This is a genomic window from Xanthomonas sp. NCPPB 3570, assembly GCF_056725115.1.
The window spans coordinates 442,354-454,389 of sequence record NZ_CM161513.1 but is presented as its reverse complement, the minus strand read 5'-3'; the positions used below and the strand labels follow the sequence as shown (position 1 = coordinate 454,389).

Below are 12,036 nucleotides of genomic sequence, written 5' to 3'. Positions count from 1 at the left end.
CTCAGTCGGCCTGGGCGTCGTCGCCCGGCAGCGCCGGCGCGGCATCGAGCTGGGCGGCGGTGACCGGATACGGCTGCGCCGGCTTGCCGAGTTCGGCACGGCTGCCGTTGACCACGATCAGGCGCTCGCCCGGCTTGAGCCCGGACTCCACCAGCCAGTCGTGGCCGATGGCCTCGCCGGTGCGGATGTGCCGCTCCACCACCTTGTCGTGCGCATCCAGCAGCTTCACCACCGGCTCGCCCTTGCTGTCGCGCGTCACTGCCTGCTGCGGCACCAGCACCGCGCCCTGGTCGGTGGCCATCGGCAGCACCGCGCGCAGGTACATGCCCGGCAGCAGCAGGTGTTCGGGATTGGGCACCACCGCGCGCAAGGTGACGTTGCCGGTGCCGGCGTTGACCTGGGTGCCGACGAATTCGAGGGTGCCGGCATGCGGATAGGTGCTGCCGTCCTCCAGCCGCACCTGCACCTGCGCCTTGCCGTCGATGGCGTGGATCTGCCCGGCGTCGAGCTGGCGGCGCAGCGCCAGCATCTGCGTGCTGGACTGGGTGACGTCCAGATAGATCGGATCCAGCCGCTGGATGGTGGTCAGCGCCGCGTCCTGCGCGGCGGTGAGCAGCGCGCCGACGGTGTAGGCGGAGGTGCCGATGGTGCCGGAGATCGGCGCGGTGATGCGGGTGTAGTCGAGGTTGATGCGCGCCGCCTGCAACGCCGCCTTGGCCGCGACCACCGCCGCCTCGTCCTGGCGCAGCGCGGACACCGCATCGTCGGCATCCTGCTTGCTGGCCGCGTCCATGTCGGTGAGGCTGCGGGTGCGCTCGGCCTTGGGCCGCGCGCTGGCCAGCGCCGCCTCGGCCTGCACCAGGTTGCCGCGGGCGATGTCGTAGGCGGCCTGGTACGGCGCCGGATCGATCACGTACAGCGCCTGCCCGGCCTTGACCTCCTGGCCTTCCTGGAACAGGCGCTGGCGCAGCAGCCCGCCGACCTGCGGGCGCACGTCGGCGGTCTCGTAGGCCACGGTGCGACCGGCCAGGGTGCGCTCCACCGGCAGCGTGCGCGCGCCCAGGGTCAGCACCCCCACCCGCGGCGGTGGCGCGGCCGCCGGCTTGTCGCCGGAGCAGCCTCCGGCCACGGCAATGGCCAGTAATACGGCACAGCGAACGGGACGACGAGGCGCCTGGAAGAGGTCGGACATGGGGAGTGCGGCTGGGAAGAAACGCGCAACGCTACTCCACGGATGTGTCGCATCGCACCATCCCTGTAACAGTGCGTTGTACGGGCTTCACCAAGGTCGGAGAAACGTCGGAAACCGGCACGCAGCGTCGCGTCGGCGGGCGCCGCCATTCGTTCTATTACCGAACACAAATGCGATAATCGCCCAACGTGGCGACGTCCTTTCCAGACGCGGCATGTCATCGTGCGCACGCCCCGCCTTCGCCACGCTCGTGGCCCTTCGCGGACGCCGTGCGTCTCCCCTGCAGAGGATCGAAAACGTGCAAACCCAATCGGATGTGTCGGCCGGCGGCCGGATCGTGCTGTGGAGCGTCGGCCTGCTGCTGGCGCTGATCGGACTGGCGCTGCTGGTCGGCGGCATCCGTCTGGCCACGCTCGGCGGCAGCCTCTACTTCCTGGCGATGGGCGCGGCCTGCGTCGTCTCTGCCGTGCTGCTGCTGCGCCGGCGCCCCGCCGGTGCCTGGCTGTACGCGCTGGCCTTCGTGCTGAGCGTGGCCTGGGCGTCCTGGGATGCGGGCCTGGCGTTCTGGCCGCTGGTGTCGCGGCTGATGATGCCGGCGGTGCTGGCGCTGCTGGTCGCCCTGGTCTACCCGAGCCTGCGCCGTGCCCGCGGCCTGCGCGGCGGCCGCGGCGCCTATGCGCTGGCGGCGGTGCTGGCGCTGGCCTGCGCCGGCGGCCTGGCCGGCATGTTCGTGCCGCATCCGCCGGTGGCCGCCAGCGGCCCCGGCCCGGCACCGGTGCCGGTGACCCCGGCGCAGGCGCAGCGCGACTGGAGCCACTACGGCAACACCGCCGGCGGCAGCCGTTTCGCCGCGCTGGACCAGATCGGCCGCGGCAACGTCGACCAGTTGCAGGTGGCCTGGACCTACCGCACCGGCGACATCGCCCTCAGCGACGGCAACGGCGCCGAGGACCAGACCACCCCGCTGCAGATCGGCGAGACGCTGTATGTGTGCACGCCGCACAACAACGTCATCGCGCTGGACGCCAGCAGCGGCCGGCAGCTGTGGAAGCGCGAGATCAACGCGCAGTCCTCGGTCTGGCAGCGCTGCCGCGGCCTGGCCTACTTCGATGCCGACGCGGCGCTGGCCCAGCCCAGCGCCGCCAATGCCTCGCCGGTGGCGGCGGCGGTGCTGCCGGCCGGCGCCAACTGCCGGCGCCGCGTGCTGACCAACACCATCGATGCGCGGCTGATCGCGCTGGATGCGGACACCGGCGCGTTCTGCAGCGGCTTCGGCCAGAACGGCCAGGTCGACCTGAAGGCCGGCCTCGGCGCCGCACCCGATCCGTTCTACCAGTTGACCTCGGCGCCGACTGTGGCCGGGACCACGGTGGTGGTGGGCGGCCGCGTCGCCGACAACGTCCAGGCCGACATGCCCGGCGGCGTGATCCGCGGCTTCGACGTGATCACCGGTGCGCAGCGCTGGGCCTTCGACCCGGGCAACCCGCAGGACACGCAGCCGCCGGCCGCGGGCAAGACCTACGTGCGCAGCACGCCGAACGTGTGGGCGCCGATGTCCTACGACGCCGCGTCCAACACGGTGTTCCTGCCGATGGGCAGCCCGTCCACCGACCTGTACGGTGCCGAGCGCAGCGCGCTGGATCACCGCTTCGGCGCCTCGATCACCGCGCTGGACGCGAGCACCGGCCAGGTCAAGTGGGTCTACCAGACCGTGCACAACGATCTGTGGGACTTCGACCTGCCGATGCAGCCGAGCCTGATCGACTTCCCGATGGCCGACGGCCGCAAGGTGCCGGCGCTGATCATCGGCACCAAGGCCGGCCAGCTGTACGTGCTCGACCGCGCCACCGGCACACCGCTGACCGAGGTCCGCGAGGTGCCGGTGAAGGCCGCCGACATCCCGCACGAACCGTATGCGCTGACCCAGCCGCTGTCGGTGGGCATGCCGCAGATCGGCACCAAGCATCTGAGCGAAGCGGACATGTGGGGCGCCACCCTGCTGGACCAGATGCTGTGCCGCATCGCCTTCAAGAAGATGCGCTACGAGGGCCTGTACACCGCGCCCGGCACCGACGTATCGCTGAGCTTCCCCGGCTCGCTGGGCGGCATGAACTGGGGCGGGCTGTCGGTCGATCCGGTGCACGACGTGGTGTTCGCCAACGACATGCGCCTGGGCCTGTGGGTGCAGATGATTCCGCAGAAGGCCGAGAAGGCCGCCGCCTCCAGCGGCGGCGAGGCGGTCAACACCGGCATGGGCGCGGTACCGCTGAAGGGCACCCCATACGCGGTCAACAAGAACCGCTTCCTGTCGGCGCTGGGCATCCCCTGCCAGGCGCCGCCGTTCGGCACGCTCAGCGCGATCGACCTGAAGACCCGCAGCATCGCCTGGCAGGTGCCGGTGGGCACCGTGCAGGACACCGGCCCACTCGGCTTCAAGATGCACCTGCCGATCCCGGTCGGCATGCCGACCCTGGGCGGCACCCTGGCCACGCAGAGCGGCCTGGTGTTCATCGCCGGCACCCAGGACTACTACCTGCGCGCGTTCGACAGCGGCACCGGCAAGGAACTGTGGAAGGCACGGCTGCCGGTGGGCAGCCAGGGCGGGCCGATGACCTACGTATCGACCAAGACCGGCAAGCAGTACATCGTGATCACCGCCGGCGGCGCGCGGCAGTCGCCGGACCGCGGCGACTACGTGATCGCCTACGCCTTGCCGAACGCCAAGTAGGAAAACGGCACGCCATTGCCACCTGCGTGCGGTGGCAATGGATGGACCCACGTTCGTGAGACCTCACAACGCCTCGACCGAGGCGCCGCAGGTTGGCCGACACATCGAGCACGGCGCCGGGCAGCGGCGCCGACCGGGTGACGCAGGCCAGGCCGCGCAGTAAAGCGCGTTGTCCTCGGAGCCAGCAACAGACCCGCGCCCGCGCCGCCGCCTGCCCTCAACGCGCCGGCTGCAGCCGCATCGTCAGCACCGCGGCAATGGCCACCAGCAGCGGCAACGCCAGCACGTAGTACAGATTGGCCGGCTGCCAGCCGGCATCGACCAGCACGCCGACGGTCATCGGCGAAAGGATCGCGCCGACGCGGCCGATGCCGATCGCCCAGCCCAGGCCGGTGGTGCGCACGGTGGGCGCGAACACGATCGGCGCCACCGCATACAGGCCGGCCATCGAGCCGAACAGCGCCGCACCGATCACGAAGGCCACGGGGAAGGCCAGCTGCAGCTGCGTGCCGAGCGTGGCGAACGCCGCCATTCCCAGTGCGGCGATCAGGAAGCTGGCCGCGGTCAACCGCGGCAGCAAAAAGCGTGCGGCCAGACCGCCGAACAACGCGCCGCCGACGATGCCGCCCAGGTTCAGCAGCACGCCGCCGGTGACACCCTGCTCGGCCGACAGCCCGGCTTGCACCAGCAGTTTCGGCGTCCAGCTCAGCACGAAATAGAAGGCGAACATGTGCATGAAGAAACCCAACGCGATCAGCACACTGTTGCGGCGCAGGTGCGGGGTGAACAGCGCCGCGTAGCCGGCCTTCTCCTGCACCGGCGGGCGCGGCGGCAGGGCATCCAGGGTCGGTGCGCGCATGCGCGTCAGCAGCGCGTTGAGCCGCGCCAGCGCATCCGGCGGGCGCCGGCTGAGCAGGAAATCCAGCGACTCCGGCAGCAGCGCCAACACCACCGGGATGCACAGCAGCGAGGCGAGTGCGCCGAACAGGAAGGCCGCATGCCAGCCCCAGCGTTCCAGCAGCATCGCGGCGATCAACCCGCCCAGCGTGGCGCCGATGGGATAGCCGGTGGCCTGCAGCGCCACCGCGGTGCTGCGCCACTTCGGACTGGCGTATTCGGCGGTGATCACGCCGACGCCGGCGAGCATGCCGCCGATGCCGATGCCGGTGAACACCCGCAGCGCGGCCAGTTGCCAGATGTCCTGCGCCAGCGCCGAGGCGGCCATGCCGACGGTCAGGATCGCCAGGCAGCACAGGATCATGTTGCGCCGGCCCCAGCGGTCGGCCAGCGGCGCCAGCAGCAGCGAGCCCAGCGCCATGCCCACCAGCCCGGCGCTGAGCGCGATCCCCAGCAGCTTGCCGGACAGGTGCCAGGCCTCCGACACGTGCGGGGCGATGAAGGCCATCACCATCACGTCGAAGCCGTCGAGCATGTTCAACAGCACGCAGACCGCGATGGCCGTCCACTGGAAACCGCTCATGCGGTCCAGGACGAGCGCGGTGGGCGGGGCGGCGGCATGGCTCATGGGGTCACTCCTGCTGGAACGGCGAACGAGAACCGCGGCGATGCGGCGTCACTTGGCGGGCGCGGCCGCGTGCAGGGCGTCGAGCGCCTGGCGCAGGCGCGCCGCGTCGATCTGCCCCGGCGCCGAGGCGCTGCCGAGCATGCCGAAGGTCAGGCTCTGCCCGAAGGTGCCGCCGGACAGCCGCGACACCGCGCCCAGCGGCCCCATCGCCATGGTCAGCAGCGGCTGCCCGCTGCGCTGGCGCAGTTGCCAGGTGGCGTCGAGCAGATGCAGCACGTCGCCGGGATCGCGCGGCATCACCGCGATCTTCAGCACGTCGGCGCCCAGCGCCTGCTGCCGCTGCAGCCGCGCCACGATCTCCGCCACCGGTGGGGTGGCGTGGAAGTCGTGGCTGGACATCACCACGTACACGCCCTGCCGGTGTGCGCGCTCGACCACCTGCCGCAGCACCGCCGGGTCGCGGAACATCTCCACGTCGAGCAGGTCGGCGAAGCGCGCCTCCAGCAGGCGCGCGTACAGCGCGCCATAGGCGGCATCGTCGATCGCCACCGCACCGCCCTCGGCCTTGGTGCGGAAGGTCAGCAGCAGCGGCTTGCCGTGCAGCGCCTGCGCCACGCGCGGCCCCAATGCCGCCAGCGCCGCCGCGTCGGTGGCGCCGTCCATCAGGTCGATGCGCCACTCGGCCAGGTCCGCATCGGGGGAGGCGGCGATGCGCTGCGCCTGCGCCAACGCCTGCTCGGCGTCGTGCGCGGTGATCGGCACGATGATCTTGGGCAGGCCGGCACCGATGGCGAGCCCGCGGATCTGCAGAACGCGCGCCGCCGGCAGCGGGGTGGCCGCGGACGTCGCCGCGGGCGCCGCGGGCGCGGCCTGCAACGGCGACGCCAGCAGCAGGCCGGCGCAGCACAGGAACATCAGTCGTGGTGGAAACAGGGGCATCGGGATCGGCCTGGGCAAGGAGGCGCGCAGCGCGCGCTCAGAAGGTGAGCTTGACCTGCAGCCCCACCGCCAGCGCGTTGTCGGTGCGCGTATAGGCGAAGGTGCCGGGGTTGACGATGTACTGCACATCCGGCCGCAGCATCAGCCACGGGGTCAGCTGCGCGCTGTAGGACAGTTCGTAGAGTTCCTCGGCGGTGTCGAGCGCGAACACCGGCGCGTCCGGCGGCACGCCGGCATCGAGCAGCGCCGCGCGCCGCGCGTCGAGCAGGCGATGGTTGATGTCGGCGCCGACGTAGCCCAGGGCGATGCGGTCCTGGCTGCGCCGGCCGATGCCCTGGTACACGCCGCCCACGGCGTACCAACGGGTGATCTGCGCGGTGGCGCGGTCGGAGACCATGTACTGGGCAAAGCCGGTCAGGCCGCGCCCGCGTTCGCCGCCGGGCGAGGAAAGCTTCTGTTCGACCAGCAGGTAGGCACCGTCGCGGCCGGTGGTGGCGCGCGGATCCAGGCCCTTGCGCGGCACCCGCGAGGAGTCGTAGTAGCCGCCGACCTTGTAGGTGCCCGGATAGGCGCCGCCGGCGCCCGGCGTCCAGGTGAGCTCGACCGGGAACAGCGAGCCGGTGGTGCCGCGCGCGTCCAGGTCGAACGCGGTGTGCACGTTGTTGTTGGTGCTGGGGTTGACCTGGAACCAGCCGACCCGCAGGTTCGTCGCCGGCGTCAGTTGCTGCGCCGCCTCGGCGCCCCAGCGCGCGTTCGGATAGTTGTACCAGCCGCTGTTGCCGGACATCGCCAGCGGATGCGCGCAGAACGCGGCGTTGACGAAGTTGGTCAGCAGCGTGTGCGCCCCGAACTGGTTGCCCATCGCGTAGAAGCCGGCCTTCACGTACGTGCGCCCGTCGTTGAAGCGGCGGTCGTAGCTCAGTTCGGTCAGCCGTGTGAACTGGCCGCCGTAGGCTTCCTGGATCGGGAAGCGGTTGCCGAGCAGATCGGCCGAGGTGCTGCGGCCGCGGCGGTCGTTGAGGGTCACATGCACTGTGCCGCCGTCCCAGCCGGCCAGTTTCGCCAGGTCCAGGTCCACGCCCAGCCGCACCTGCTGCGCATAGCGCGCGCCGCGCTCGCCGCGGCCGCCGTCGACCAGGCCCATGGCTTCGCCGACGTAATCGCCGCGCACATTGACGCCGCGCCGCAGCCAGTCGCTGCGCACGCCGCCCCAGTCGCCGCTGAAGGTGCTGTGCGCCAGGTCGGTGGCGTCCTGCGCGGCGGCAACCGCCGGGACGAAGGCGATGGCCACGGCCAGCAGCGACCAGGCAGGCAACGGCGGCAGGCGACGCGGCGCACGCGCGCCGGCGGAGACGACGCGGCTCACGGCGTCACCGCCAGCGGCGCGCTCAGCGGCGAGGTCGCGCCATCGTCGCTGGTGACGGTGGCGGTGAGCGTGGCCAGATCCGCGCTGTCGGCCTCCAGCGGCAGCGCGAAGCGGCCCTGCCCCTGCGCATCCACCGCCGCCTCGGCACGGCCGAGATAGCGCTCGGCTTCGTCGTCGCCGCGGCGGCGATTGCCGAACAGCTCCACCGTGTACAGATGGCCAGGACGGCCGACGAAGCTACCCTGCACCTGCGGCACGCCAGCACCGCGTTCGATCGTGCGCAACTGCGGGGCGGCCTGGCCGAAGTTCGGCGCAGGCTGGCAACCGTCCGCCGCCGTGGCGCCGCAGATCGTCGCGCGCTTGCGCGGGTCCGGATCGACGCCGATGCCGCGCGAACCGACGAAGGGCGCATGCTCCAGGCCCGGCACGCCGAACACGATGGCGCCTCGCGGCTGGCCGGGCACGCAGGCGCCGCCGGCGAAACAGCGCTCGATCGTCAGGCCGTTGCCGGACAGCAGGTTGGCGCTGAACCGGTTGGCTTCGCTGCGCGGCTGCGGGCGCACCGCGATGCCGATGCCGTTGCCGGTCAGGCGGTTGCCCTCGATCAGGTTGTCGCGGCCGGTGACGCTGACCCCGATCGAATTGCCGGCGAAGTCGTTGTCGGCGATGGTGTTGCGGTTGCCCCAGTTGATCTGCAACCCGTCGGAGTAGCGCTCGAAGCGGTTGCGCAGCACGGTGTTGTCGTTGCCCCACAGGATCTCGATGCCCTGCGAGGGCTCGGGGTTGGCGTCGGTGGAGCGGAACACGTTGTCGGCCACCAGGTTCCAGGCCGCGCCGCGGGTCAGTTCCAGGCCGTCGCCGTTGTCGAGGAAGGTATTGCGCTCGATGCGGTTGCGCACCGTGGTGGTGGCGGTGGACTGGCCGTTGCCGTCGTCGCCGGTCAGCATCACCCCGGCGCCGCCGTGGTTGGCGACGATGCGGTTGTCGCGCAGCACATTGTCGCTGGCGCGGTTGAGCAGCACGCCGATGCAGAAGTTGCGGATCTCCAGGCCGCTCAGTTCCACGCCCCGGGTGTCGCGCAGCACCAGGCCCGGCAGCGTGGTGCTGCGCACGTTGGTGCCGAACTGGCCCTTCTCCGCACCCGGGCAGGCGGCGGTGCCCTTGCCGTGGATGTAGCCGGCGCCGTCGATGGCGATGTACTGGCCATCGTGCGCCCGCGCCAGGCCCACCACCTGCAGCGGCCCCTGCAGCGCCGGCAGCGGCGCGCGCGGGCGGATCACGTACGGCGGCGCGCCTACTGCGGCGATCTCGATGCGGTAACGGCCGGGCGCCTGGTTGGCGGTGGTGATCGCCCAGCGCAGCGATCCCGGGGCATCGTCGTCGGCGTAGCGGTCCACGGTGAGCACGCTGCGCTCCGGCGGCGCCGGCTCGGCCTGGTAGGCGCGCACGGCACCGGGAAGCAGGGCCGCCGCCAATAGGGCCAGGCCGCGGGAAAACGCACAGGACATGCACCATCTCCAACAGAATCGGGACCGCGCCGGCGGCGGGCGGCGCCGCGGCCGCCAGCGGCGCACGCTGCCAGGCGCCGGGACAGCGGCAACGCTAGTTTTATCGCACTGCACCATTCAAGTGCGAATATCGATTCGCGGTGCGTTTATCGCACAATCGGCACTGCCGACCGCGCCGCAAGGCCAGGTGCATGGCGCTATGCGGCGGCGGCCTTGCGCGCGATCAGCCGATGCACGCGCTTGCCGGAGGAGGCGCTGACCACCTCGTGGTCGTCGAGCACCTGCACGCCGGCGCCCAGCGCCGCACGCATCCGCGCCGCATCCAGCACGGTATACAGGCGGCCATGCGCATCGCGCGGCGCGTCGTTTCCGGCCACCCGCCAGCTCAGGTACAAGGTGCCCTCCGGCATCAGCAGCTCGGTCAGCCGCGCGGCGGCGGCGGCCGCGTCCGCCTGGTCGAGATGCATCACCACCGTTTCGCACAGCACGTTGCGAAACGCGCCGGACGCGACGCCAGCCAGTGCCGGCAACGCGGCCAGTTCGAATCGCAGGCCGCGGTAGCGCCGCCGCGCCTCCTCGAGCAGCCCGGCGCTCGCATCGTAGCCGCACACCTCGAAACCGCGCGCTGCGAGCCAGGCCGTATCGCGCCCCGCGCCACAGCCGACGTCGGCGGTCGGCCCCGGCACGAAATGCCGCCGGAGCAGTGCGTACATGTCCTCGGGCGCGGCCTGGTCGCGCCAGTCCTGCGCATAGCGCGCGGCATCGGCGTCGTAGGCAGCGACGGTCGGGCGGTCCACCATGGCGATTGCTCCGCGACGGCGTCGCACGACGCCCGGCGTAGCTTAGTCCTTGCGTGCGACACGCGTCGGGGGACGCGCCCGCGGCGGCCGGCCCGAGCGACCACGCTATCATCGGCGTCCGCGTGGCCGCCGGCCGCCCACCGCCGGAGAGCGCCGTGTCCCCGATCCGCCCCTACCTCGACAAGACCCCGCAGTTGGGCGAGCGCGTCTATGTGGACCCGGCCTGCACGCTGATCGGCGACGTGGTGCTGGAGGACGACGTGTCGGTGTGGCCGGGCACGGTGATCCGCGGCGACGTCAATTACGTGCGCATCGGCGCGCGCAGCAACATCCAGGACGGCACCATCATCCACGTCAGCCACCACAGCCCCTACAACGCGGCCGGCTACCCGACCCTGATCGGTGCGGACGTGACCGTCGGCCACGGCACCATCATCCATGCCTGCACCATCGAGGACCTGTGCCTGATCGGCATGGGCGCGTGCATCCTCGACGGCGCCACGGTGAAGAAGTACGGCTTCGTCGGCGCCGGTGCGGTGGTCGGGCCCGGCAAGACCGTCGGCGAGGGCGAGCTGTGGCTGGGCAACCCGGCGCGCAAGGCGCGCATGCTCAGCGACAAGGAGATCGAGAGCCTGCACTACTCGGCGCAGCACTACGTGCGGCTGAAGGACCGCTATCTGGCCGCGGCCGCGGCAGCGCCGCAGTAGCCCGCACCGCTACTCGGCCGCCAAGGCGAGCAGGGCACGGCCGATCGGGCGCGGCGTCTCGCTGCGCAGCACCACGCTGGTGGTCACCGCGCCGAAACGCGCCAGGGCGTCGATGACCGGCTCCAGTTGCGCCGGCGCGGGCACCAGCACGCGCAGCACGAAGCAGTCCTCGCCGGTGACCCGATGCACGTCCAGCACCTGCGGCATCTGCGCGAACAGCGCCAGGCACGCGCCGATCTGCGCATGCGTGGTGCGCAGGCGGACGATGGCCGAGGTCGCCAGGCCCAGCGCGCGCGGATCGACCTGGGCGGTATAGCCGGTGATCACGCCCTGCTCCTCGAGCCGGCGCACACGCTCGGACATCGCCGGCTGCGACAGGCCGATGCGCCGACCCAGGGCCGCCAGGGCGATGCGGCCGTCGCACTGCAGCGCCTCCAGGATCGCGTAATCCAGGGCATCGCCCCGCCAGGTCTTCGCCGCCACTCGCCTCGCCCCCTTCGCCATGCACCGTGGATTCATCGGAAAACCGTCGCTTGCGCCGATGCATCGCTATGGCGATGCCAGGCAGGCGGCGCGACACTCACGCTTTCTTCCGACGGAGCGTAGCGCATGCAGGACGTGGTGATCGTGCCGGGCATCGGCGACTCGGGACCGGAGCACTGGCAAACCCTCTGGCAGCGGCACGACCCGCGCATGCGCCGGCTGCAACCGGCGTCGTTCGCGCATCCGCAACTGCACGACTGGCTGCGCGCGCTCGACCATTGCGTGCAGCACTGCGCCACGCCGCCGCTGCTGGTCGCGCACAGCCTGGGTTGCCTGCTGGTCGCGCATTGGGCCGCACGTGCCGAACGCCTGCCGCGCGGCGCCTTCCTGGTCGCGGTGCCCGATCCGGACGGCGCCGCGTTCCCGCATGCGCACGCGGCCAGCTTCGCCCCGGCGCCGACAACGCCGCTGCCGTTCCCCAGCCTGATCGTGGGCAGCAGCGACGATCCCTACGCGACACCGGCCTACAGCCGCCGCTGCGCGTCCGCCTGGGGCAGCGGACTGGTCGAACTCGACCGCCTGGGCCACCTCAATGCCGCCAGCGGCCTGGGCGCCTGGCCGCACGGCGCGCACTTGCTGGCCGCCTTCGACGCCGGCCTCGGACCGGCTCCGGCCTCGCCCGCCTGAGCACTGCCGACGCCTCCCCGGCAGGACGCCGCGCGACGCCGTGGAGGGGGAAAAAGCGCGCGCGCGACTGGCGCGCTTCCTGCGCCTGCGCGACACTATGC

The 12,036-nt window shown here is 71.8% G+C and carries 10 protein-coding genes; 3 read left to right on the top strand and 7 right to left on the bottom strand.

Going from position 1 to position 12,036, the window contains the following annotated elements:
• Position 1 precedes the first annotated feature (1 nt).
• Positions 2 to 1,192, bottom strand: coding sequence for an efflux RND transporter periplasmic adaptor subunit (locus tag AC1PLR_RS02060; RefSeq protein WP_029561938.1), 1,191 nt, complete (start codon positions 1,190 to 1,192; stop codon positions 2 to 4).
• A gap of 298 nt (positions 1,193 to 1,490) precedes the next feature.
• On the opposite strand from AC1PLR_RS02060, the gene AC1PLR_RS02055 reads away from it, so the two are divergent.
• Positions 1,491 to 3,920 (top strand): membrane-bound PQQ-dependent dehydrogenase, glucose/quinate/shikimate family, encoded by a 2,430-nt coding sequence (locus tag AC1PLR_RS02055; RefSeq protein ID WP_481102502.1) that lies wholly within the window; start codon positions 1,491 to 1,493, stop codon positions 3,918 to 3,920.
• Between the two features lie 217 nt (positions 3,921 to 4,137).
• Here the strand turns inward: AC1PLR_RS02055 and AC1PLR_RS02050 are convergent, their stop codons facing one another.
• From AC1PLR_RS02050 to AC1PLR_RS02030, 5 genes are all read right to left on the bottom strand, one after another.
• Positions 4,138 to 5,445: an MFS transporter gene (locus AC1PLR_RS02050; RefSeq protein ID WP_481102501.1), complete on the bottom strand. Its 1,308-nt coding sequence runs from the start codon at positions 5,443 to 5,445 to the stop codon at positions 4,138 to 4,140.
• A gap of 48 nt (positions 5,446 to 5,493) precedes the next feature.
• Positions 5,494 to 6,384, bottom strand: coding sequence for a type I 3-dehydroquinate dehydratase (gene aroD / locus AC1PLR_RS02045; protein ID WP_481102500.1), 891 nt, complete (start codon positions 6,382 to 6,384; stop codon positions 5,494 to 5,496).
• A gap of 37 nt (positions 6,385 to 6,421) precedes the next feature.
• Positions 6,422 to 7,750 carry a carbohydrate porin gene (locus AC1PLR_RS02040; protein ID WP_481102499.1) on the bottom strand — a complete coding sequence of 443 codons (1,329 nt, stop codon included), beginning with the start codon at positions 7,748 to 7,750 and terminating at the stop codon, positions 6,422 to 6,424.
• Positions 7,747 to 9,258 carry a right-handed parallel beta-helix repeat-containing protein gene (locus tag AC1PLR_RS02035; RefSeq protein ID WP_481102498.1) on the bottom strand — a complete coding sequence of 504 codons (1,512 nt, stop codon included), beginning with the start codon at positions 9,256 to 9,258 and terminating at the stop codon, positions 7,747 to 7,749. Before AC1PLR_RS02035 ends, AC1PLR_RS02040 begins: the two co-directional genes overlap by 4 nt.
• 197 nt (positions 9,259 to 9,455) lie before the next feature.
• On the bottom strand, positions 9,456 to 10,058 hold the full coding sequence (locus AC1PLR_RS02030) for a class I SAM-dependent methyltransferase (RefSeq protein WP_481099700.1): 603 nt from the start codon (positions 10,056 to 10,058) through the stop codon (positions 9,456 to 9,458).
• Positions 10,059 to 10,213: 155 nt separating this feature from the next.
• Here AC1PLR_RS02030 and AC1PLR_RS02025 point away from each other — a divergent pair, with 155 nt between their 5' ends.
• Entirely contained in the window at positions 10,214 to 10,765 is a 552-nt protein-coding gene (locus AC1PLR_RS02025; protein ID WP_481102497.1) for a gamma carbonic anhydrase family protein, read from the top strand.
• 9 nt (positions 10,766 to 10,774) lie between these two features.
• Here AC1PLR_RS02025 and AC1PLR_RS02020 read toward each other — a convergent pair whose 3' ends face one another.
• Positions 10,775 to 11,269 carry an Lrp/AsnC family transcriptional regulator gene (locus AC1PLR_RS02020; protein WP_481102496.1) on the bottom strand — a complete coding sequence of 165 codons (495 nt, stop codon included), beginning with the start codon at positions 11,267 to 11,269 and terminating at the stop codon, positions 10,775 to 10,777.
• A 105-nt stretch (positions 11,270 to 11,374) separates the two neighbouring features.
• Between AC1PLR_RS02020 and AC1PLR_RS02015 the strand changes: the two genes are divergently transcribed.
• A complete protein-coding gene (locus AC1PLR_RS02015) occupies positions 11,375 to 11,935 on the top strand; it encodes an RBBP9/YdeN family alpha/beta hydrolase (protein ID WP_481102495.1) in 561 nt (186 codons plus the stop codon).
• The last annotated feature ends 101 nt before the right edge of the window (positions 11,936 to 12,036 follow it).